Source organism: Proteiniphilum sp. UBA5463, assembly GCF_002427225.1.
Lineage (GTDB): Bacteria > Bacteroidota > Bacteroidia > Bacteroidales > Dysgonomonadaceae > Proteiniphilum > Proteiniphilum propionicum.
Genome location: NZ_DIQL01000033.1, coordinates 1 through 22,245, shown reverse-complemented (window position 1 = coordinate 22,245; position 22,245 = coordinate 1). Strand labels below are relative to the sequence as shown.

The following is a 22,245-nucleotide window of genomic DNA, read 5'->3' as shown; positions in this document are numbered from 1 at the left end:
AATACTGAAAAAGAATGTGATATTGTATATTTATGGACAGGCAATGTGTAGATTGCTCATGAAGGGTGTTTGGGCATTCAGCTAAAAGACACTAACTTTGCAGCTATGAAAAAATTAGTGATTGTTGGATGCGGTTATCTGGCGGATATTGTGGCTGATGCGCTATTGAAGGGCTTGTTGCCCGGCTATGTTTTGATTGGTGTTTATTCGAGAACGGCGGCAAAGGCAGATCGACTTGCCGCAAAGATGGAGAAGCATGGGTATAAGTGCAAAGCATGCAAATCGCTGGAAAAGCTGCTCACTTTAAAACCAGATTTTCTGGTGGAGGCTGCATCTCCAGCAGCAATGAAGGAGCTTGCATTGCCGACACTTAAAAACGGTACGTCTATCGTTACACTATCTATCGGGGCTTTGGCTGATACTCATTTTTGCGAGGAGGTAAAGAGAACTGCAAAAGACTACGGTGCGCGTGTTTATATTGCCTCCGGTGCTACGGGAGGATTTGATGTGCTCAGAACAGCCACCCTCATGGGTAATGCAGCTGCCGGATTCCTGAATGTGAAAGGGGTGAAGGCACTTAGAGAGTCTTCCTTCTACACTCCTGATATGGAAACAAGCAATAAGGTTATTTTTTCCGGAACAGCCCGTGAAGCAATTGAAACTTTTCCCACCGGTTTGAATGTGGCCGTAGCTGCCTCACTGGCGACCGTTGGACCGGAGAACTTACAGGTGACTATGAAGTCGACTCCAGATTTCACGGGCGACAGGCAGCGGGTGGAGATAAAGAACGATCAGGTGCACGCTGTGGTTGATGTATTTAGTGCCACTCCCGAAATTGCCGCCTGGTCGGTGGTAAGCACCTTGCAAAACATTGCTTCTCCCATTGTATTTTGATTTTGAACAGGTTGATGAGAAGCGGCCAGTCGCTTTTTTATTAAAGGCTTCTATCCGTTTGACCGGCGTTTATAGCAACTCTATTCCGGTATAGACGGAAAGGTTCTGCAATACCTTTTTGCTTAACCGGTCGAAAGCCTGCCGGGTACGTCCGGTAGATACCCGCATGCAGCGCACTTTCGGGTGGTCGATTAGATGTTCGCCTCCCAAGGCACCTACTGTGTCGCAAAAACATATATTATCGCCTTCGAGCCATTTCAAAAAAGATGTTTCATCCCATGCAGGGGAGAGTCCCGTGTTGAATAGCATCTTCTTATTACCCAGCTTTTCAAACTGGGCCTCGTGTAATAAAACTGTATTTTTGTTGAGACAGCAAAAAACCGATTCGCTCTCTTCAAGCAGTTCATCTAATGGAAGAAAACGATACCCTTTTGTTCTGGCTGTAGCCTTCTCACTCCTGGCAAAATATGATATCTCTGCACCGAAGAAGTGAAGAGCATCAGCAATCATGCCCCCCGACTTACCCAGTCCCACAATTCCGGCTTTCAGACCGGTAATCTCCCTTGCCACACCATCCCATGGTGTTTGGCCAAAACCGTGCAGGCATCGTATCAACTCACTGATTACATACTCCACCACGCCCTCATCGCCATAATCCCGGATGCCGGTAACAGTTATATTCCGGCTATTAGCATAAGTGATATCCACGTTGGCGCTCTTGGGAGAGTAAAGAGAGTTGCACATGCCAATATATTTCACATTGGGACATTGCTCAAGGGAGGCCATCCCAAGTTGGGAGGTATAGCTAAGCAATACCGCGTCGGCATCTCCTATTCGTGCTGCAATCTCATGATCATCTTTTGGAATATCGGGGTAGAGGATAACCTCTTTTGCGAATGAATGCAGTTTTTTTTCTGCAGAAGGAATTAAACTGACAGGCTCTATCGCAACTAGTTTTTGAAACATATCGGTACTGTTTGGATTTTTATTGATGAAAGATGAGTCTCCTCCGATAAGTCTTTTTTCTTGAAAATTTCACAATATGAACATTGATTTTCAATAAGTTGCAAACCAATAAAAATGAGTTTTGAGGTTTTCGGAGAGGACTCAAAGATCAAATATACGATTTTGATCTTATTCTACCAAAGGCAATTTACGGTATTGCGTTTGGGCAACTCTTGTCCTTTTAAGGTTTTATCAAAAAAAAGCTGCTACAGCACAGATTGCCTGCCTTAACACGGGGGCAATAAGTCTGTAACAGCATTAAATTCTTATTATCAATACTTCGGTAATTTTTTTAAAACAGTTCTTCTATTACACTGAATATCAATAGACTATGGCGCTTTCTGAGGATTTGGCATAAATTATTGACTGTCAGTATTATAAATGAAGTTTTAACGAAGCATTATATTTAAAGACGCTGATTTTAAAATTGAACACTTGCCCCGCCAGACAACCAGAATCCCGGTTGGGGAATATTGCCGAAATCGACATGAGTGGTGTGGAAGATGTTGTTTGCGTTGACAAATAGATCAAATTTGCGGAGAGTGTAATTTACCTTTACATCCAATAAAGCGAATGGAGTGAACTCCACCCGTTCTCCCGGCTGAAGGGCAACATATTTTACATAAGACCCGGCACGCTCTTGCCAGCGGAAATTCCACGACAAGGTGATGTTCCTCACCACTTCGTGATGAAGGGTTGCAGTGAATTTGTGGCGGAGATGATTCAGCGTGTAGTTGGATATCAATTCATCTTCAACCTTATTCTGGTAAAGATACATATATCCGGTATTGATGGACCTAAATGGCTGATCAGCACCTAACAATTCCTTAAGATCCAGACCAAGGTTGGCTTCAAAACCCTTTGTGTTTAGTTTGGTGTGATTTCTGGACTCCCATAAAGCATCGGGAGAAGGTTTTACCCAGTCGATCATATTTCTCCCCTTCAGGTAGAAAACTGCAAGGCTCCCTTTTACCACAGGATGTGTGTATTTTGCACCGGTTTCAAATGCTTCGGACTGTTCGGATGCAAGGTTGCTGTTGCCGATGTGTGTTTTAGTTGTATAATAAAGATCGGTGAAGGTGGGCATACGCGAAGCTTTATTCCACGAGGCATAAAACTTTAACAGCTCAAAAGGCCTGTATGACGCGTTCAGTGCCGGATAAAGGTCGAATTTATTGATAACAGCAGTATTATGATTAAGTAAACCACCTATCGAGAAGGTGAGCTTGTTGAAGATAAAATTGTGTTCCAGAAAAAAGCTGATGTTGCTGCGGTTATCCGATTTTGTATATTTTCCGTTCTTTTCTTCCATAGGTCTTCCCAGCACACTGCTCATGATACCTTCATTGCGGAACTCTCCTCCGAAGCCTGTGATACCCCAACGAGAGGCATACTGCATATTTATGTTCATACCAAAAACGTCGCTCCTGTGATAATTGTGATCTTTATACCAGTCCGGTATGTCGGGAGTACCTTCACGTATTAGTTGAAATTCATCAAAATGACGACTCCAGTAAAGGTGTGGGATAATTTTCAGCTTTCCGGCCGTCTCTCCCCTGACCGATATGAAAACACCCCTTGTGTCGTCAAACTGGTTGGGATATGCGGCACTATAAAAGGTGTTGGCTCCCTGCTTCTTATCGTTCAGCCCGGCTTGAAAATCAAGGTGAGAGCCGTTGATATTGAATCGGCTTTGCCAGAGAAGATTCAATATGTTATAATCACTGTTTCTAATATATCCGTCCGAATGTTTGTACCCAGCCGATAAAGAATGGAAGGAACTGTTTGTTTTATGTGCACCCCGAGCTTCTGCACCGAAGAGTCCATGCATTCCGCCTTCCAGTTTTGCAATCCCGTTAGATCTGGAATCTTTTTTGGTGATGATATTCACTCCGCCGGAAAATGCACCGGCACCATACACAAGGGATGATGGCCCATGCACGATCTCGATACGTTCGATATCGGACAGATTGACCGGAATGTTAAAACTGTAATGTCCTGTTTGGGGGTTGGTGAGGTTTACACCGTTTAGGAGGATGGCCGTCTGATCGAATGATCCGCCACGAAGAGAGATGTCCGCCTGTACGCCGTGCGGCCCGCGCTGCAGGATATCTACGCCTGCTACGTAATTCAGAAGGTCTTCTATACTGCGAACGGGTGCCCGCTCAATTTCCTGTCTTGATATAATTGTTACCTGCTTGGCTGCCAGGCTCAATGGTAGATTAACCTTTGATGCGGTAACCACAACTTCATCAAGTTCAGTCGGGGGAATGGAGTCTGTTGACATTTCCACATAAATCTGTTCCATGGGTTCCACCGATACTGCATGGGCGCTCATCAAAGTGCAACCCGACAAAACACCGATTGTAACGGTTTTGTGGAGACTGTTGAAAACGCTGTAAGACTTGCGGGCGAATCGCTTAAAACGAAATACCTTCGCTACGTTCAATTGTTTTTTGTCCATAATAAATTCATTTTTTATTAAATAAGTATTTCGGTAAATATTTTAAACACCTTTACAATCAGCAAAAATAGCTGCAGCTTTTTTGCTAGGTTTATTTTGTATATAGCTGATCGATTATGAGGTTTTTCTAATTTTTTACCGAATTGTTATCAAATGCGCTGCAAAAATAAGATAAATTATTGCAGGATTAAAATGTAAAAAATGAAAAATGTACATTGCCGTACACCCTCTCTTCACTAAAATGAGGTAGAAGTGAAAAATTGAATTTTTTGGAATGTTCCAGCACAAAAAGGCCACCCGGCTTAAGGAGTTTTTTTTCAAAGATGATGGCAGGCAGTGAGTCGATACCCGGAAGTTCATAAGGCGGATCGGCGAAAATAAAATCAAACTGTTGCCCGAGTGACTGTAAATATTTAAAAGCGTCTGCTTTTACTGGATACAGCTCCTTTGCTCCAAGCATCTCCTGGGTACGGCAAATGAAGTTGAAATGGTTTTGATTCTGTTCCACACTCACAACATAAGGGCATCCTCTGGAAACCAGTTCAAGGGCAATACTTCCTGTGCCGGAAAAAAGATCAAGTGCAGAGGTCTCTTCCCAGTATACCCTGTTATTCAGAATATTGAAAAGACTCTCTCTGGCAAAATCGGTCGTAGGACGAGCCTTCAAATTGGGCGGCACCTGAATCCTTCTTGATTTATATTTCCCGCTTATTATACGCATAGGTCTGCAATCATATCGGTAGGTATTGTTCTTCTCTGCTCTTCGGTTAGCACTGTAACAGGATTCAACTCAATAGTGCCAACGTGCCGGATTAGCTTTTTTAGAATATCGGTGACTGTTTTTTGAGAATCGGCATCTCCTGAGAGATAGAGCTTGTCGGTTGTTTGATTCAATCCCAATCTCTCCCATACACTTGCGATGCAATAAGTGGAGTCGTGATGGTTAACGGCAGGAAAAGTGTTTGCCGATAGAAGCCCATTTTCAGAGTAACATATTATGGTTTCGTAGCTATCGTGAAAATTCACAAAACAGCAACTTTTGTTGTCTTTGTCCCGGTAGTTTTCGAACAATGACAACAGTGGAGAGCAGTGATGACGGAAATGCGGATTCCACAAATTACGATACAGGAATGAATAAACATCCCGGTCGGCCTGAAAAACAATATGATATTCTTCATTTGAGCAGGTATCAGTGAGTATGGCACCATCTCTGTTGTAGAAATTAAAATCGAATATTTCTTTTGCCTGTTTTTTGTCGAAGAATGGTGTAGGAACAATTGTATAGTCCCTTGTAACCATGGTTACAGTGGTTTTATTGAATGCCTGACTGAAAAAACCTAGATCGAAGATTACTTTTTTTATATTATCAATGAATGATAATTTACAGCTCAGGCCTGTCTCCTGAAAGTAAAAGATTGAGGGGTCGGAAGGGTTGTATATAGAAAAAGAAAATCCATCCGGCGTTAACCGAATGGATAAATTATAATTTTCGGAGTGAGCTAAATCGATATTTTCCGGTAAAAACATAATTATTGGAAGGGACAGTCAATTATTCCCAGTTACCGGCATTATTATTAGCAACTTCGAGTGAGCCAACCTGCATTCCTGGATATTTTTTCCCGGGGCGATCAAGTACTTCCTGTATTTTCTGATTCAGCAGCTTCTTGTCAAGGTCGCCCAAATAAACGGTGTAAGGTGCTTTTGCCTCGAACACCTGAATGTGATATCCCGATGCAGTAATAAGTGAATCAACACCCATTTCAAATTTTGTCCCCTCTCCGTAGGGAACAAATGCCAAAGAGTCGGCACTGAAGCTAGTGCGATTAGGATACAACACTTCAACTGCAGGAGAAAAAATTGAATCCCTTGTTAATTGAGGTCCACTCTTTGCGTCGTCCCAAAGGCCTGCATCCTTGATTGCTTTTTCATTGCCTGAATTGATAATCTTCATGGCTTTTTCTTCTGTCATGCCAGCTTCCAGCTGAGCCTCGGTAAGATCGCCCGATTTCACAAGTGTTGCTATTTTGCCTCCTTTTACGAAATCAATAAGTGTTTCAAAACTGCCGGTGTAAGAACCTGTCTGAGAACGTAAGGCAACCTGTGCAGTGCGGATATCCACTAGACGCTGGATAACGGCCCTGTCACGTTTTGCAACTTCGGCATTGAATTCAATAGGACCCTGGATACTCCTCCAGCTAACGTACGCTAAAAGAACAATGGCTAGTGCTAGAAGCACTTTCATCACAACTTTCATGGACTTTTCTTTTTAATATTTATACTGTTTTAATTTTGATTATCTGATTTTAGACTACAAATTTAGAAAAAGAATGATAATTGTGCTACTTTTACGGGAAAAAATACCAAAAAAAATGATAAAACGGTTTTTTATTGAGAAAATCAGCGGATATTTCCCATTCAGTTTCACAAATGACCAACTGAATGCTTTGGAAAAGATTGTAGATTTTCTTTTTTCTGAAATTGGTGATCAAATATTTTTGCTTTCAGGCTACGCAGGAACGGGAAAATCGTCCCTGATAGGCAGCCTTGTGAAGACAATGTCGGAATTTGGGCAAAAAACCGTACTGCTGGCACCTACAGGACGTGCAGCAAAGGTTTTCTCTAACTATTCAGAACAGCAGACATATACCATTCACAAGAAGATTTATCGCCAGCAGAAATTTGCTGAAGGAACACCTCTTTTCTCATTGACGGATAATCTGCACAAACATACGCTTTTTATTGTTGATGAGGCATCAATGATTAATAATGAATCTTTTGATTTTTCGATATTCGGAACAGGGCGGTTATTGGACGATCTTATTGAGTACGTTTATTCAGCCGAAGGGTGCCGGATGCTGCTTATAGGTGACAATGCACAGCTGCCACCGGTAAAGCAGGAGTACAGTCCCGCACTTGAAAAAGATGTGTTGCAGTCTTATTCGCTGCAGGTCACCGAGGCAACACTCACTGAGATTGTGCGGCAGACGGAGGAGTCGGGTATACTGTGCAATGCCACGGCGTTGAGAAATGCATTGAGGTTTCATCTCACCGATGAATATCCAAAACTAAGGGTGGATGGTTTTTCCGATGTGAAGCGAATAACAGGAATGGAACTGATTGATGAGATATCAAATGCATATCGTATAGACGGAATTGAGGAGACCATTATTATTTCCCGCTCAAATAAAAGAGTAAACGCTTATAATAATGGCATAAGGAGCAGAGTCCTTTTTCGTGAAAACGAACTATCTTCAGGAGATATTCTGATGATTACAAGAAATAACTATTACTGGGTAGAGAATTTCGAGAACCTCGATTTTATAGCTAACGGAGAGTTTGTTGAGGTAGTGCGTGTGAGGGGAGAGGAGGATATGTATGGACTTAGGTTTTGCAATGCATTATTATATCACCGCGACTACGATATGGAGTTTGAGGCAAAGATAATACTTGATGCACTTCATACTGAAGTCCCGGGACTTACCCGCGAGCAGAGCGATCAGCTGTTTTCAAGTGTAATTGAAGACTATGCCGATATCCCGCAAAAGCGTTTAAGATATAAGAAAGTAAAATCAAATCCCTACTTCAATGCTTTGCAGGCAAAGTACGGATATGCTGTTACCTGCCACAAGGCACAGGGTGGTGAGTGGAAAAATGTTTTTCTCGATCTGGGTTACATTCAGGAATCGTATATGGGCGATAACTTCTATCGATGGCTTTACACCTCCATAACCCGGAGTTCTCAAAAGTTATATCTTGTGAATTTACCTGATGATTTTGTTGAGCATTCTAAATATTGATTACTTTTGTATGTATCATAAACAGAGGTAGTCACTAATAGTTGACTCTCAGTGGTAATTCTCGATAAATTAATTTCGAATGTTGGAAAAAAGGAAAGAATATACAGAGAGGCTTCTGAACGAACTGAGAGCTTTGGAGGAGAGTGTACTGTCCATCAGAGACAGTAATTCGCTGCCTTTTTCTTTTTTTAGTGAATCTTTCAATAGGATGGAGAAGATGTCACGAATGATTCATGAGCTGGAGCTCTTGCAGATTGATGAGATGAAGAGCCAGATGGAGCGGCTGGTGCTGTTCCTCTCAGAAACTGAAAGCAGTAAAAATGCAGCGAGCGGGTTAAAGAACGGCGATGATGCACAGAAGCTTGAAAACTCTTTAAAGGATAGCACTGTTGCTGAAGAAATATCTTCGGATAAGTCTGCAGTCCAGTCTGGTGATAGCAGAAAAAACTTTTTTGAAACAAATGAGAAAAGCAAACCTTGCGAAGGTAATAAATTTGCAAAGGGTATTGTTTTTCCGGAGTATAAAAATCCACGCACCTCTGGTGCAACACAGTCCTTTGAGGATCCAAAACCATCTTCTTCAGAAAAAGTATCTGATGAAAAGATGACACCTCTTTCCCTGAATGATGTTATTAAGGCACCACCTACTGTTCTGGATCTGAAGCGGAGTATCAGCCTTAACGATCGTTTCTTGTTCCAGAGAGAACTTTTCAACAACAACCGTGATGAGATGAATGATATAATGAACTCCCTGAATGAATTTAAAAACTACAAAGATGCCGAAAAGTATTTGATGGAGAATTGTAAATGGAATTTTGAGGATAAAACCGTGAAGGAGTTTCTAAGAGTTATAAAAATAGTGTTTGAGTAACAAAATATTGCAGCGATGGGAAAACTTTATGTAGTACCCACACCCGTAGGCAATTTAGAGGATATAACGTTAAGAGCGCTAAAAGTCCTGAAGGAGTGTGATCTTATTCTGGCTGAAGATACACGCACGAGCGGATTTTTGTTGAAGCACTATGGTATTGATACACATATGCAGTCGCACCATAAGTTTAATGAACATCATTCTGCTGCACATGTTGTTGAAAGGCTGAAAACAGGTGAAAACATTGCGCTTATCTCTGATGCTGGCACACCTGGCATATCCGATCCCGGTTTTTTGCTTGTACGGGCTTGCATACAGGAAGATTTAGATGTGGAGTGCCTTCCCGGTGCTACAGCTTTTGTCCCGGCATTGATGGAATCGGGATTGCCAGCCGAACGCTTTTGCTTCGAAGGATTCCTTCCGCATAAAAAAGGAAGGCAGACCAGGCTTAAGCAGCTTGAGGAAGAGAAAAGGACCATGATTTTTTATGAATCGCCATATCGGGTTGTGAAAACACTTTCCCAGCTGGCGGAAAATCTTGGGAGTGACCGTGCAGCATCGGTATCGAGGGAGATTTCAAAAATGTATGCAGAGACAGTAAGAGGGACGCTCTCTGAGCTGGTATCCTATTTTACAGAGAATGAGCCGAGGGGCGAATTTGTAATTGTAGTAAGTGGAAAATGATTAAATTGCTTACGATCAAACTATTTAATATTCTCAATCGTTTAATAATTAAAGTGTGAGTCTGCTTGAAAAAGTCTCAAATTAGAAGATTAGACATCATAATCACTTGAAAATAAAGAATCATTTTTCACAAAACGATTCATTAAAGTGGGCTCAAGTGTAATCAATCGTATGAAACGAGTATGATAATGATTAGAACAATAAAAGATTATCAATGATAATTAATTCGGGGTAAACTTTTCTGCACCCTTTAAAGTAAATAGTTTTACTGTGATATCGTTTAATGCAAAAGTTAGATGCAATATAAAGAAAAAATACAACAATCGTTATGAAAATTAAAAAAGTGTTAATACCGTTTTTTGTAATGGGACTTATCGTTTCATGTACAAATGTAAAGGAATCGAAAGAGTATAAAGAGCTTCAGGCTCAGCGTGATTCCTTGCTTATGCAATCGGCAGGCGCAGAGGCAGAGGCTGTTGAAATGATGGCCGTGATTAGTGAGGTGGAGGCAAATTTTGCCAAGATAAGAGAGGCTGAGAACTATATCTCAACACAGTCGGCACAAGGTGGAGAAATGAGTCAGGTTACCAAGGACCGTGTTAATGAGAATTTTAAGATGATCAATGAGATCCTTCAGCGTAACAAGTCTCAATTGAATGAACTGAATAAAAAATTCAGTAGCAGTAACAAGGAGATTGCATCGTTAAAAAACACCATTAACCGGTTAAACAATGAAATGAAGGAGAGTGCTTCCAGGTTGACTGTCTTACAGGAACAGCTTGCACTCAGGGATGAGCAGATTGTTCAGCTTTCTCAGGATATTACCTCTTTGGCACAGGAAGCCGAACAGCAGTCGGTAACTATTAAGGAACAAGATAGGTCTCTGCATACCGCATACTATGTTTTCGGGACTGGAAATGAGCTGAAGGATCAGAAGATTCTATCCGGCGGATTTTTGCAACCTACACGTGTGTTGAAGGATACCTTCAATAAAGATTATTTTCTAAAGATCGATATCAGAGAAGTGACTGAAATTCCTCTGTATGCGAAAAAAGGGAAGTTGTGGTCAACCCATCCTGAAGGAACCTATGAGTTTGTGAGGGGGGGCGATGGCAATCTAACCTTTCAGATTACTGACACACAGCGTTTCTGGAGTCTGACTAAGTATCTGATTATTGAAGTGAGCTGAGTTTATTTAACCGGAAAAATAAGTTACGGAGTGGTTTCAGAGTCACTCCGTGATTTTTTATTATGGCATACAAAAATCTTTTTATTGATCTCGACGATACGCTCTGGGATATACATATCAACGGGAAGGAGTGTCTTGAGGAGATCTATCATGATTATGGATACAACAGGTTTTACTTAACATTTAATGAGTATTACGATGTGTATATGCCCTCCAATAATCATCTCTGGTCAATGTATCGTAAGGGTAATATAAAAAAAGATGAACTTATTGTAGAGCGGTTCCTTGTACCGCTTAGAGAGTTTGGAATTGATGATCCGGAATATGCAAAAAGAGTGAGCGACGATTTTCTGGAGAGGACTACACGCAAAACGCGGCTTATTGATGGCACAATAGATCTGCTGGAGTATCTGAAACCAAGGTACCGTATGCATATCCTATCCAACGGATTCAGAGAGGTGCAGTACAAAAAAATTGAAAACTCAGGATTAAGACCCTATTTTGATAAGATCATTCTTTCTGAGGACGCCGGTATTAACAAACCGCACGTCGGTATGTTTACCCATGCGTTGACAAATACCAATTCGAGACGCGACCAGACAGTGATGATTGGTGACAGCTGGGAGGCCGATATAGTGGGTGCATACAACAGCTGCATTGATCAGATATGGTTCAATCCAATGAGAAAAAATGCACTTGAATTTGAACCAACCTTTACGGTATATTCTCTCGAAGAGATAAAGGCTATATTATAGCCCTGCTCAACGGCATTGTCATACATCTGGGCCCCCCGCCACCCCGTGGCAGTTCAGATCCTTCGAGTGTGATAACGCAGTTTTTCGATGAATTCAGGTCGTACCTGTTGTTGATTACATCCCGGGCCGTGACCACTTCAAACCCGTTCTTGTCCAATTCTTCAAGTGTGTGGATATTTCGTGCATACGATAGTACCTTTCCCGGTGCAATAGCTAAAAAGTTGGCGCCACTGTGCCACTGTTCCCTTTCCTGATCCCAGTCGTCAGCTTTTCCACCACAGATAACCGGTTCCAGATCGAGCCCCAGCTTTCTTAACAGGCCCAGTATTCCTCCGGCAGATGATATTTTGACCACTTTTCCGTTATCAATCTGCATGTGAACTGTCTGATATGGAGTATTGTTCATTATGAGGGGTTTATAAATCATAACCTTGTTGGTGTCGAGCAGTGTGAAAACCATATCGAGGTGAATAAACGATTCAGGCGATTCAGGCAACTCTTGTATTATAACATGCTTCCTCCCTGTGCCTGAATTGCAGAACTCCTTAACCAGCAGATCTATCCCTTGTGTACTGCTCCTTGTCCCGTTTCCAATAAGTAGTATATCGTCACGTACCACCAGCACATCGCCTCCTTCAATCCTAACCAAAGGGTCGTTTTGTGATAATTCATATACATTCAATACGTTTGTGTTGAAAAAGAGTCCACTTCTGAAAATGGCATCCATTATCAGTGATTCCCTCATCCTGACGGTGTTGGCCATCTTGCATACCACTGTGCTGTTACCGATGATCGCCGACGAATCACGTGTAAAATAGAAATTATAGAGAGGTTTCAAAGCATAATACTCATCTCTCAGAAAATCGGTCAGAGTATTAATTCGCATAGGGAGCCCCTCAATCAAAATTTTTGCAAGAGTGGATACAGGGAGCTCCATCAGGTAGTTAAAATAGCCGGATACCTGTTCCATATCGCATATTTTTCGCAGAAGGCCCTCTTTCATATTTTCATGTTCCAGAATTTTCGTCAACAGATCCGATACTTCATACACAACAGAGGTTTTATGTAAAACACCCTGAAGCTGGTCGAACTCTTTTCTGGCTATGGATAAATTCAGGATGTCGCTGTATAGTGCCCTTTGAGCATTGCGGGGAGTCATATTCTCTACTTCAGTACCGGGATAATGAATCAATACGGCATCAAGCTTACCAATCTCCGATTGGATGTTAAGGGTTAATTTTTTGTTTTCAGACATAATATTTCAATGATACTAATAGGGACAAATGTAGGAAATATCTTCGTAAAAATGTTTGTTTTACATGAAACATTTTTTGGGGAAAACAGTTAACAGCAATTCGGTAAAAATTTTACTTAAATATTGTTTATTTCTCAATTTTTTTATATTTTTGAGAAAAGAAATTTAAAATGGCCCAGATTACCTTAAAAGATATCGCTAATGCGCTTAAGCTTTCACCGTCCACTGTATCGCGGGCTATGAAAAACAATCCTGCAATCAGCGTGAAAACAAGAAAGCTGGTGCAAGATTATGCCAAGAAACATAGATACAAGCCCAACACTTTGGCCATGCTGTTGCGCACCAACCGGAATAACACTATTGGTGTAATAGTGCCGGAGATAGTGCATTATTTCTTTTCTACTGTGCTTTCCGGTATTCAGTACGAGGCGGAAAGTGAAGGTTACAATCTTCTGTTCTGTCACTCCAATGAGGATTATGAGCGAGAGGTGAGAAGTGTTGAGACATTACTTGATGCCCGTGTGTGCGGTATTCTGGCATCGCAATCGAAAACCACCAACAAGTTCGACCATTTTCAGGAAATTATTGATAATAATATCCATCTTGTTTTCTTTGATCGTATATGTACTGGGATCAATACCGATAAAGTGGTGGTTGATGATTACGCGGGCGCATTTAATGCTGTGGAGCATCTAATAATGACAGGATGCAGGCGCATAGCCTTCTTGGGATCAACACATTCATTGCCTATTGCAAACAACCGGCGTATGGGATATGAGGATGCACTGCTTAAGCATAAACTGCCTGTAGATAAAAACATAAGCAGGGTGTGTGATACTGTTGAGCTGGCGAAGGAGATAATACCGGAGTTACTGAGGCTTGATCCCGTGCCCGATGCTTTTTTTTGCATAAATGATGAGGTGGCTGCCTATTGCATGCAGATTGTAAAGTCTGCCGGATTCATTATCCCTGAAGAAATATCGGTTTGCGGTTTTACCAATAGCTATATAACTGAAGTAACTGATCCCACGATTACCACAGTTGACCAGCATGGCTTTGCAATGGGTAAGGCAGCTGCCCGCCTTCTTATCAACCGTATTGAAGGAAAAGAAACAAAACAAGGTGTTGTCAGCCGTCTGATTAAAACCGAACTGGTGGTTAAAGACTCTACCAGGCAGCCGTCAGATAATGCACTCGATTGCAGTGGGAAAATAAGCTATTGATATCTGTTATTATGGTTTTAGTGTAGAATGCTCGCTATATTTGTTCCAAATATTCTAATATGAAGAAGAGACATCTTTCCTTTTGGGAAATCTGGAATATGAGTTTCGGATTTCTTGGCATTCAATTCGGTTTTGCTCTGCAAAACGCAAATGTAAGCCGTATTTTTGAGACCCTGGGTGCAAGGGTGGAAGACATACCTATCCTTTGGATTGCCGCACCTATTACAGGACTCATAGTTCAACCAATTATCGGCCATTTTAGTGATAAAACCTGGAACCGTTTTGGCCGGCGCCGGCCTTATTTCATGATAGGAGCAATCTTTACCACGATGGCGCTGTTTGTTATGCCCAACTCTCCACATCTTTGGATCGCTGCAGGTATGCTGTGGATCATGGATGCATCAATCAACATTTCTATGGAACCTTTCAGGGCTTTTGTAGGTGACAATCTTCCGTCCGGGCAGAGAACAATGGGGTTTGCAATGCAGAGTTTCTTTATTGGTACCGGTGCCGTAATTGCTTCCGCTTTGCCCTACATTCTCACAAACTGGTTTGGTGTTTCAAATACTGCCGGGGAAGGGGTTATCCCACAATCGGTCAAGCTGTCATTCTATATTGGTGGCGTGGTGCTTTTTGCTTCGGTGTTGTACACTGTACTAACCTCTAAAGAGTACTCCCCCGAAGAACTGGCAGCATTTGAGAAAGAAAAAGAGGAGGCCACTGGTGTTAAAGCTGTAGTGAAGCCACCGGTTACATCTCCTCAGTTTTTTAGAAAGGGGCTTATATGGACGGTTGTGGGACTTGCTGCCACATTGCTTATTATGTTTTCGGGATTAGCAGATCAGAATAAACAACTCTACATTGTTGGCGGCCTGCTTCTTGTTTTTGGAATTATCTTGCTGTTGTCGGGACTTATAACTAAAAAATTGCCCGAACCGAAAGGTATGGTAGGTATAATGAACGACCTGCTTCACATGCCAGGTACCATGGGGCAACTTGCTATAGTTCAATTTTTTTCCTGGCTGGCATTTTATGCAATGTGGATCTATACCACTCCGGCGATAACGCAACATGTGTATGGAACAACCGATTCTTCATCAGAATTGTATAATCAGGGAGCTAACTGGGTGGGGGTACTGTTCGCTGTTTATAATGCAGTCTCTGCCGTTAGTGCCTTTCTGCTTCCGGTTATTGCAAAACAGATCGGCAGAAAGTCTACCCATTCAATAGCTCTTGCTTCAGGCGGAATCTCTTTTATCTCTCTCTTTTTTATCAAAGACCCAACCATGCTCCTTATACCGATGATAGGCGTAGGATTTGCCTGGGGCAGCATCCTATCTATGCCTTATGCCATACTTACCGGCTCTCTCCCTTCCGATAAGATGGGGACATATATGGGTATTTTCAATTTTTTTATTGTAATTCCCCAAATCCTGGCGGCGAGTATCCTTGGATATATTACCAGTGAGATTTTCGAGGGACAAGTTATAAAGACGATGGTTCTGGCGGGCTTTTCTCTTATCCTTGGTGCATTTAGCATCTTTTTTGTACAGGATAGGGATGATGTATACAGGTTAAAGAAAAGTTAATCTGGCCATACATGGCTAATAATAATAGAAAAAAAGGAAAAATGAATTATCATATGAAGAAATTATTTCTATCACTTCTCACGCTTTCACTATTGCTTTCGTGTGGAAATAAAAATAAAGCGGAGAATGAAATAACCATAAATAATGCGCATCCCGAATGGGTTTACAATGCAGTCATTTATGAAGTTAATATCCGTCAGTTTACACCGGAAGGTACATTCAGCGCTTTCTCTGGGCAACTGCAAAGGTTAAAGGAGCTGGGCGCTGATATCTTGTGGTTTATGCCGGTACAGAGTATTGGGGAAAAAGACCGAAAAGGTACTCTCGGCAGTTATTACTCTGTCAGGGATTATACTCAGATAAACAGCGAGTTTGGCACATTTGATGATTTTAAGTCGGTTGTAAGGCAGGCGCAGGAGATGGGAATGAAGGTGATTCTCGATTGGGTTGCAAACCACACATCGCGCGATGCCGTGTGGGTTGAGGCTAACCCTGGCTGGTACTTGAGAGACAGCCTGGGGGACTTGAGTATCATGTACGACTGGACCGATATTGCTCAGCTGGATTATAGTCAACATGAGATGCGAAAAGCAATGATAGAGGCGATGATGTTCTGGGTTCGTGAAACCGGTATCGATGGGTTCCGCTGCGATGTGGCAGGCGAAGTACCTACTGGCTTCTGGGAGGAGGCCAAAGATTCATTACTCTCTCTGAATCCTGATATTTTTCTGTTGGCTGAGGCCGAAAAGCCGGAACTAAATGAGACCGTTTTTGATGCCTATTATGCATGGGACTTTCATCATAAGATGAATATGGTGGCACAGGGCAAGGAGAATGCAGACTCACTGCGATTATCTCTTTTGAGAATGAACAACCGTTTTTCACCCGATGCTGTCCCGATGTTTTTCACCTCTAATCACGATGAGAATTCCTGGAACGGTACTGAGTTTGAGCGTATGGGCGACGATGCTGCAGAAACATTTGCCGTGCTAACCTATATGCTTCCGGGTATGCCGTTGATATACAGCGGACAAGAGGTGGGCTTGAACCGCCGGTTACAGTTCTTTGAGAAAGATTCAATCGATTGGGCCGATACCGGGGGATTTACCTCTTTTTACAAGCGATTAAACGCATTTAAAAAGGATAACAATGCGTTGATGGCGCCCGAGCATGATGGTGAAATGTTGGAGATAACCAACGATTGTCCCATACATGTCTGGTCGTTCCGCCGTGTAAACAACGGAAACGAGGTGGTATGCGTTTTCAATTTCAGCAACAAGTCGGTTACAGTAAAGTTCAACGAAAAAATTCCGGGAGAAGGATTCTCATCTTTTCCCGATGCCTGTCAGGCGGTATCAGTTGATGAAATGGAGTTAGTGCCATGGGGATACCGAATCTACTCCAAGTAGAATGTTATGGCTTACAATCTCAACGTGGCAGGAAAATTGTTGGGGCCATAGCCCATGGCAATGCCTGGCCAGATTGTCCGCTTCCCTTGGATCAAAGCCTTCTGTGGATCAAAGCCTTCAGTTGGTGTAGCCGCAGCTGACTGGCTTGCTTGCAATAACGCTTCTCTTTTTCAAACTGGCATATATTTCGTTCATGAGGAAAGAGGTCCGTTCGAGGTAAAAAAAGAGAGTGGAGGTTTTTTTAACATATAACAAAAGTCGCAGAAATGAAAAAAATGTTTTTTTGTCTCTTTTTCGGATAATTTTTTGCATCTTTGAACTTGTTATTTTCTATTTCTAAACAAGAATGATTTGTTTTAAGTCATTTTTATTCCCGATTTTTGGGGTATGTATTTTATCGTATCTCATTTATTATTAGTTGATTCCAGTTGAAAGTCGGGAATTTGGTAAAAGCAATAATATAATGTTTCAGAGAAGAAGAAAAACATCGGTTTGGGTTGCGTTTATATGGTTGGTTGCGGCTTTAGGTGCTTGTGTTCCACGGGACAAGGGACAACAGGAGACAGAAACTCCGGAAGAAACATGTTTGGTATCCGAATACGGGATCTGCTTGGATTCCCTGGAAGTAAACCATTTTACCATTCAAAAAGGAGAATTGCTCTCCACTATACTCGTAAATTTAGGATTTACGGGTAAAGAAAGTGAGGAGATAACACAGGTAGTTTCACCCTTTCTGCCTCTTTCAAAATTACAAATAGGGAACAAGTACGCAACCATTACCACACGGGACTCTCTGGCAACTATTCAGTACCTTGTGTTTGAAAAATCGCGGACAGCTTATGCAGTCGTGGATCTCAGTTCCAGTGATATTGTAGCCTATGAAGATACAAAACCGGTGACTCTCAGGCGGGAATATACCGAAGGGGTGATCACCTCCTCCATGTGGAACGCCATAGTAGATTCCGGTGCTTCGGCATTGCTCGCGCTGGCGCTTTCTGATTTGTACGCCTGGCAGATCGATTTTTTTGATATTAAGAAGGGCGATTCGTTCCGTTTGATGTACGATGTAGCATACATCGATGATACCACAATGGTGGAAATATCATCAATAGAGGGTGCTGTCTTCACGCATAGGGGTGAGATGTTCCCGGCGATTCCGTTCGAACAGGATTCCACAAGGGAGTATTTTGATGTGAGTGGAAACAGCTTGCGGAAAGAATTTCTGAAAGCGCCACTCGATTTTTTTCGTATTTCGTCCCGTTTTTCCAATTCACGTTATCATCCGGTACTCAAGCGGTACCGGCCTCATCATGGGGTGGACTATGCTGCGCCCAGGGGTACACCCGTCAAAACAATAGGCGATGGACTGGTTATAGAAAAAGGGTATCAGTCCGGTGGGGCAGGGAACTATTTAAAGATACGCCATAATTCAACCTATACTACCACCTACATGCACCTGAGCCGATTTGCCTCAGGAATCGGCAGGGGTAGTTCCGTGAAGCAGGGAGAGGTTATAGGTTATGTAGGATCAAGCGGATTGTCAACAGGGCCTCATCTCGACTTTCGTGTACATAAGCACAACCGTCCGGTGAACCCTCTCACAATAGAGTCACCACCCAGTCGACCTGTGAAACAGGAGCTGATGGATAGCTTCCGGGTTGTTCAGCAACGGGTGATGCTTCAACTGGACAGCCTGCAAAGCGCACAACAGGTTTTAGCATTGAAAGGAGACTCGCTGATCCTTGCATCGTCCCGTTCCTGATTATACAACATGAATTGTAATTTTAAACATAATATAATTCCTACTACATAGTTAGGGAAATACCACTCTCACGGCGAACGGGTTTTAATGGGGAGTATCTTGTCTGATGTTATTCCGTGAATGTGGAGAATATCCTGAAACTGTTGGCAGGGACGGTGATGTTCATTGTCGTTTCCGTCACATTCAGCGTTTCCGATCCGTTCAGATAGTTGTACCAGGTGCCGGTTTTCGGAAATGAGGTGGTGGTGTTGACGGGGGCATTGGTGAAATTGCCCGTGACCACTATTTGCTTGGCGTTTCCGAATGAGGAGAGCGTCAGGAAGCGGCCGTTGTCCCAGAACGACGGCGTTACTTTCCACTCCAGCGTGGCGGTGGCATTGAACAGTTCGGGATGGGTATTGCGCAGTCTGATCAGCCGGGTGTACACATCGTGCAACTGCTTCCGTTCGGCATTATTCAGGTAGTCCCATTTGACCGGCTTCTTGCCGGTACGGCCGTTATAATCAATGCTTACGTCGTAACCCATCTCTCCGAACTGCCACACCATCTTTGGACCGGGCACGGTGAAGAAGAAGGCGGCGTTGGCTGCCAGCTGGTTCATCCGTGCGGCCAGGTCGGTTTTAATAATACCATTCCCCCATTGACTCTGTTTGTAAGCCGCTCGTTCTTCATCATGGCTTTCCATGTAGCTTACCAGACTGTTTGCCGGGCGGGATGAGGTTTTGTAATAGGTCCCGTCGAATCCCGACTCGCTCGGATATCCCATTGCCGATTGGCAATAAGCCCAATTCATATTGCGCCAAACCATCATGCCGGCGTCGCCCAGTTCGGTCTCTTCCATATTATCGCAAAAATGTTCGAGAATCACGAGCGCATCCGCTTTGACCTCCTTGATGGCGCTGTTGTAATCCTTGAGGATGGCCACGCGCGAAGCGTCGTAGTTGCCGGCTGTGGCCTCGGTGCTCCGGTTTTGAGTAAATCCTTTGGTCAAATCGAAACGGAAGCCGTCGATGCGGTATTCCTCCAGCAGGAACCGGAGGTTTCGTTTCACGAAGGCGCGCGCCAGGGGCGATTCGTGGTTGAAGTCGTGAAAAACGGAGTAGGGATGGGGAGCATCCGTATTGAAGTAGGGATTGTTGGCGGCGGTCTTGTTGTTTTCGGCATCCCACCACATCCGGGCAAACGGATGGGCACCGGTGGCGTGGTTATAGACCACGTCGAAAATGACGGCCATGCCCCGTTTGTGACACGCGTCGATAAACTGCTTGTACATCCGGTCGGTGCCGTAGGCTTTGTCCATCGCGAAATAGAAGCAGGGATTGTAACCCCAGCTGTCGTTCCCGTCGAACTCCTGTACCGGCATCAACTCGATGGCATTCACTCCGAGCGACTGCAGGTAATCCAATTTCTCCATGGCGCCATTGATATCGCCGGAGGCTGTAAAGTCGCGGAAAAGCAGCTCGTAAATGGTCAGGTTGTCGGCAGCGGGCGTTTTGAAACCGGTGACCTGCCAGTTGTAGTTATCCTGTCGGATTTTAAAAACAGATACTATGCCGTTAGCTCCTTCAGGGTAGATCTTGTTTTCCGGGTATGTAGAGTAGGGTATATAGTGGTCGTTATCAGGATCCAGCACTTTGCGGGTATAAGGATCGGCTACACGAATCGGTTCTTTTTCCCTGTCCCCAATGTAATACTGGAATCCATACTCTTTCTCCTGATCCAGGCCGGTGAGAGTTATCCACCAGCACCCAGCCGCCTCATCGCGGAACATCTGTGATTTTTCGTCGTTACTAAGTGTCCAGTTGTTGAAATCACCAGTCACATGTGCATAATCTTTGCGTGCCCCGTTTTTGTCTTTATCATACAGTACCAGAGTGACTGTTGAGTTATCCACTATGTTGATGCCATACTCCATGTCTGCAGGCATAGTCCCGTTTTTTACGGCACCAGGCTGAAACGTTTTGAATTTGTTGTCGGTAATATTTCCTATGAACTTATCTTCCTGGAATCCCTTCTTTGTCCCATCGGAATTTCGTATTACAATCCCTATCTTATTTACAGGGGTATTTCCTGAGCTGAACCATTCACGGATGGTTGGCCCCAGCTTGATGCTCCAGGTGAATTTTTCGTTTGCAACACTGGTCATCTTGCATTTCGCGATATTTTCATTCCATTCTGCAGGGACATATCGCCAGGTTCCTTCACTCACCACGCCGGTATGTATATAAACATCACCTGTATAGTTGTAGAGAGGTGAGCCTGCAGAAGCCTTGAACCAGATAGTCAGCTCCTTGTCAGCATCTGGTGTTGCAATGCTCCATGAAAGCCCCTCTTTGATGGTGACCGGTGGTTCCGGTGGTACCACAGGGTCCTTCCCACATGAGAGGGCAAGGAGCAGGAAAAATAGCAAATAAATTACTTTTGAAGATATCTGCATTGTCGTTTTTTTTAAAAATTAATATTTTCAGTGTGGTAGATTGGGTTCACACACCTTTAGAAACCATTGCTTGGTTATTCTAGTATAAGCACATCTTTCGGGGCGAGTGTCAGCGTTTCACCAAAAGTGACTGTTTTTCCAGAAAGGAGCTCCTTCCAACTGCTTTTGCCTTGTATAGACTCAGCATAACGGCCAAGGTCTATTGTGACCTCTCCTGACGTGCCGTTCATCACTACCAACACTTTCTCATCATTCAAAAACCGTTCATAGACATAGACACCTTTTTGGAGCACGTAATGTTTCATACCACCGCTGGATATTACCTTTTTCCCTTGTCGCCAGTGCAAAACTTTTTTTAGAAAGTCGAAAGCTTCGTTCTGGATGTCATCGCGTCCTTCACGGGTGAAATGATTTGTCGTATCACTGGGCCAGCCACCTGGCATATCGTGCCGGATGTCCCCGTCGCTGCGGCTTTTATTGCCGTGCATCAGTAATTCGGTGCCGTAGTAGATCTGTGGGGTGCCAGTCATGGTAAGCAGGAAGGTGATCGCCTGCTTCCAGGCTGAGAGATCTAAAGGATACTCTTTCAGGATGCGGTCTGTATCATGGTTATCTAAGAAACGGAGAACGTTGCAGATATCGGGATAGATGAAGTCGTAGGTCATGTGATCGTAGATATTGTGCAGCCCCCCGTTCCACTCGGTAGTTTCTTCGAAGAAGGCTGTGTGTGACAGTCCCATGAAACGGAAGTCCATCACCGATTTGAGGTGGGTGTTATTTGGGTTGAGGGGGCTGTCTTTCTGCCAGAAAGCTGTTCCTATGGTATTGTTCAACCACGCTTCTCCCACGATATTGAATGATGGATATTCTTTATAGACAGCATTGCACCAGTCGGCCATCATATCGTAATC

At 43.3% G+C, this 22,245-nt stretch carries 18 protein-coding genes; 10 read left to right on the top strand and 8 right to left on the bottom strand.

Annotated elements, in window-relative coordinates; genetic code table 11:
- The first annotated feature begins 105 nt into the window (after positions 1 to 105).
- A complete protein-coding gene (locus B3B27_RS05465; protein WP_286833487.1) occupies positions 106 to 894 on the top strand; it encodes an aspartate dehydrogenase domain-containing protein in 789 nt (262 codons plus the stop codon).
- Positions 895 to 963: 69 nt separating this feature from the next.
- Here B3B27_RS05465 and B3B27_RS05460 read toward each other — a convergent pair whose 3' ends face one another.
- From B3B27_RS05460 to B3B27_RS05440, 5 genes are all read right to left on the bottom strand, one after another.
- Entirely contained in the window at positions 964 to 1,860 is an 897-nt protein-coding gene (locus B3B27_RS05460; protein ID WP_286847013.1) for an NAD(P)-dependent oxidoreductase, read from the bottom strand.
- A 460-nt stretch (positions 1,861 to 2,320) separates the two neighbouring features.
- Positions 2,321 to 4,363, bottom strand: a complete 2,043-nt coding sequence (locus tag B3B27_RS05455) for a TonB-dependent receptor plug domain-containing protein (protein ID WP_286847011.1) — start codon at positions 4,361 to 4,363, stop codon at positions 2,321 to 2,323.
- Positions 4,364 to 4,550: 187 nt separating this feature from the next.
- Complete coding sequence (locus B3B27_RS05450) at positions 4,551 to 5,084, bottom strand: RsmD family RNA methyltransferase (protein ID WP_238867780.1); 534 nt, start codon at positions 5,082 to 5,084, stop codon at positions 4,551 to 4,553.
- Positions 5,075 to 5,890 carry a DUF3822 family protein gene (locus B3B27_RS05445; protein ID WP_238867779.1) on the bottom strand — a complete coding sequence of 272 codons (816 nt, stop codon included), beginning with the start codon at positions 5,888 to 5,890 and terminating at the stop codon, positions 5,075 to 5,077. The genes B3B27_RS05450 and B3B27_RS05445 overlap by 10 nt, the downstream gene beginning before the upstream one ends.
- 22 nt (positions 5,891 to 5,912) lie before the next feature.
- The gene (locus tag B3B27_RS05440; RefSeq protein ID WP_238867778.1) at positions 5,913 to 6,617 is read right to left on the bottom strand and encodes a hypothetical protein; all 705 of its coding nucleotides are present in this window, start codon (positions 6,615 to 6,617) and stop codon (positions 5,913 to 5,915) included.
- Positions 6,618 to 6,732: 115 nt separating this feature from the next.
- On the opposite strand from B3B27_RS05440, the gene B3B27_RS05435 reads away from it, so the two are divergent.
- The 5 genes from B3B27_RS05435 (at position 6,733) to B3B27_RS05415 (ending at position 11,659) form a co-directional block, all read left to right on the top strand.
- Positions 6,733 to 8,160, top strand: a complete 1,428-nt coding sequence (locus tag B3B27_RS05435) for an ATP-dependent DNA helicase (RefSeq protein WP_286833484.1) — start codon at positions 6,733 to 6,735, stop codon at positions 8,158 to 8,160.
- Positions 8,161 to 8,239: 79 nt separating this feature from the next.
- Positions 8,240 to 9,031, top strand: a complete 792-nt coding sequence (locus B3B27_RS05430; protein ID WP_238867776.1) for a hypothetical protein — start codon at positions 8,240 to 8,242, stop codon at positions 9,029 to 9,031.
- A 15-nt stretch (positions 9,032 to 9,046) separates the two neighbouring features.
- On the top strand, positions 9,047 to 9,715 hold the full coding sequence (gene rsmI, locus B3B27_RS05425) for a 16S rRNA (cytidine(1402)-2'-O)-methyltransferase (RefSeq protein ID WP_238867775.1): 669 nt from the start codon (positions 9,047 to 9,049) through the stop codon (positions 9,713 to 9,715).
- Positions 9,716 to 10,043: 328 nt separating this feature from the next.
- Positions 10,044 to 10,904, top strand: coding sequence for a hypothetical protein (locus B3B27_RS05420; RefSeq protein ID WP_238867774.1), 861 nt, complete (start codon positions 10,044 to 10,046; stop codon positions 10,902 to 10,904).
- Positions 10,905 to 10,966: 62 nt separating this feature from the next.
- Positions 10,967 to 11,659, top strand: a complete 693-nt coding sequence (locus B3B27_RS05415) for a YjjG family noncanonical pyrimidine nucleotidase (protein ID WP_286833481.1) — start codon at positions 10,967 to 10,969, stop codon at positions 11,657 to 11,659.
- Here B3B27_RS05415 and B3B27_RS05410 read toward each other — a convergent pair.
- Positions 11,649 to 12,914, bottom strand: a complete 1,266-nt coding sequence (locus tag B3B27_RS05410) for an arginine deiminase family protein (protein WP_238867772.1) — start codon at positions 12,912 to 12,914, stop codon at positions 11,649 to 11,651. The genes B3B27_RS05415 and B3B27_RS05410 overlap by 11 nt on opposite strands.
- Before the next feature lie 170 nt (positions 12,915 to 13,084).
- On the opposite strand from B3B27_RS05410, the gene B3B27_RS05405 reads away from it, so the two are divergent.
- From B3B27_RS05405 to B3B27_RS05390, 4 genes are all read left to right on the top strand, one after another.
- Positions 13,085 to 14,137, top strand: coding sequence for a LacI family DNA-binding transcriptional regulator (locus B3B27_RS05405; protein ID WP_238867771.1), 1,053 nt, complete (start codon positions 13,085 to 13,087; stop codon positions 14,135 to 14,137).
- A gap of 59 nt (positions 14,138 to 14,196) precedes the next feature.
- Entirely contained in the window at positions 14,197 to 15,726 is a 1,530-nt protein-coding gene (locus B3B27_RS05400; protein ID WP_286847009.1) for an MFS transporter, read from the top strand.
- Between the two features lie 53 nt (positions 15,727 to 15,779).
- Positions 15,780 to 17,135: an alpha-amylase family glycosyl hydrolase gene (locus tag B3B27_RS05395; protein ID WP_238867769.1), complete on the top strand. Its 1,356-nt coding sequence runs from the start codon at positions 15,780 to 15,782 to the stop codon at positions 17,133 to 17,135.
- A 463-nt stretch (positions 17,136 to 17,598) separates the two neighbouring features.
- Entirely contained in the window at positions 17,599 to 18,897 is a 1,299-nt protein-coding gene (locus B3B27_RS05390; RefSeq protein WP_238867768.1) for a M23 family metallopeptidase, read from the top strand.
- A 109-nt stretch (positions 18,898 to 19,006) separates the two neighbouring features.
- Here B3B27_RS05390 and B3B27_RS05385 read toward each other — a convergent pair whose 3' ends face one another.
- Positions 19,007 to 21,334 (bottom strand): alpha-amylase family glycosyl hydrolase, encoded by a 2,328-nt coding sequence (locus tag B3B27_RS05385; RefSeq protein WP_286833474.1) that lies wholly within the window; start codon positions 21,332 to 21,334, stop codon positions 19,007 to 19,009.
- Positions 21,335 to 21,408: 74 nt separating this feature from the next.
- Positions 21,409 to 22,245: cyclomaltodextrinase C-terminal domain-containing protein (locus tag B3B27_RS05380; protein ID WP_286847007.1), on the bottom strand; the 837-nt coding region annotated here is incomplete at its 5' end.

What these genes read in the sequence shown, in the direction of transcription:
- B3B27_RS05465 (WP_286833487.1), top strand. Translation starts at nt 106, where the DNA reads ATGAAAAAATTAGTGATTGTTGGATGCGGTTATCTGGCGGATATTGTG.
- B3B27_RS05460 (WP_286847013.1), bottom strand. Translation starts at nt 1,860, where the DNA reads ATGTTTCAAAAACTAGTTGCGATAGAGCCTGTCAGTTTAATTCCTTCT.
- B3B27_RS05455 (WP_286847011.1), bottom strand. Translation starts at nt 4,363, where the DNA reads ATGGACAAAAAACAATTGAACGTAGCGAAGGTATTTCGTTTTAAGCGA.
- B3B27_RS05450 (WP_238867780.1), bottom strand. Translation starts at nt 5,084, where the DNA reads ATGCGTATAATAAGCGGGAAATATAAATCAAGAAGGATTCAGGTGCCG.
- B3B27_RS05445 (WP_238867779.1), bottom strand. Translation starts at nt 5,890, where the DNA reads ATGTTTTTACCGGAAAATATCGATTTAGCTCACTCCGAAAATTATAAT.
- B3B27_RS05440 (WP_238867778.1), bottom strand. Translation starts at nt 6,617, where the DNA reads ATGAAAGTTGTGATGAAAGTGCTTCTAGCACTAGCCATTGTTCTTTTA.
- B3B27_RS05435 (WP_286833484.1), top strand. Translation starts at nt 6,733, where the DNA reads ATGATAAAACGGTTTTTTATTGAGAAAATCAGCGGATATTTCCCATTC.
- B3B27_RS05430 (WP_238867776.1), top strand. Translation starts at nt 8,240, where the DNA reads ATGTTGGAAAAAAGGAAAGAATATACAGAGAGGCTTCTGAACGAACTG.
- rsmI (WP_238867775.1), top strand. Translation starts at nt 9,047, where the DNA reads ATGGGAAAACTTTATGTAGTACCCACACCCGTAGGCAATTTAGAGGAT.
- B3B27_RS05420 (WP_238867774.1), top strand. Translation starts at nt 10,044, where the DNA reads ATGAAAATTAAAAAAGTGTTAATACCGTTTTTTGTAATGGGACTTATC.
- B3B27_RS05415 (WP_286833481.1), top strand. Translation starts at nt 10,967, where the DNA reads ATGGCATACAAAAATCTTTTTATTGATCTCGACGATACGCTCTGGGAT.
- B3B27_RS05410 (WP_238867772.1), bottom strand. Translation starts at nt 12,914, where the DNA reads ATGTCTGAAAACAAAAAATTAACCCTTAACATCCAATCGGAGATTGGT.
- B3B27_RS05405 (WP_238867771.1), top strand. Translation starts at nt 13,085, where the DNA reads ATGGCCCAGATTACCTTAAAAGATATCGCTAATGCGCTTAAGCTTTCA.
- B3B27_RS05400 (WP_286847009.1), top strand. Translation starts at nt 14,197, where the DNA reads ATGAAGAAGAGACATCTTTCCTTTTGGGAAATCTGGAATATGAGTTTC.
- B3B27_RS05395 (WP_238867769.1), top strand. Translation starts at nt 15,780, where the DNA reads ATGAAGAAATTATTTCTATCACTTCTCACGCTTTCACTATTGCTTTCG.
- B3B27_RS05390 (WP_238867768.1), top strand. Translation starts at nt 17,599, where the DNA reads ATGTTTCAGAGAAGAAGAAAAACATCGGTTTGGGTTGCGTTTATATGG.
- B3B27_RS05385 (WP_286833474.1), bottom strand. Translation starts at nt 21,334, where the DNA reads ATGCAGATATCTTCAAAAGTAATTTATTTGCTATTTTTCCTGCTCCTT.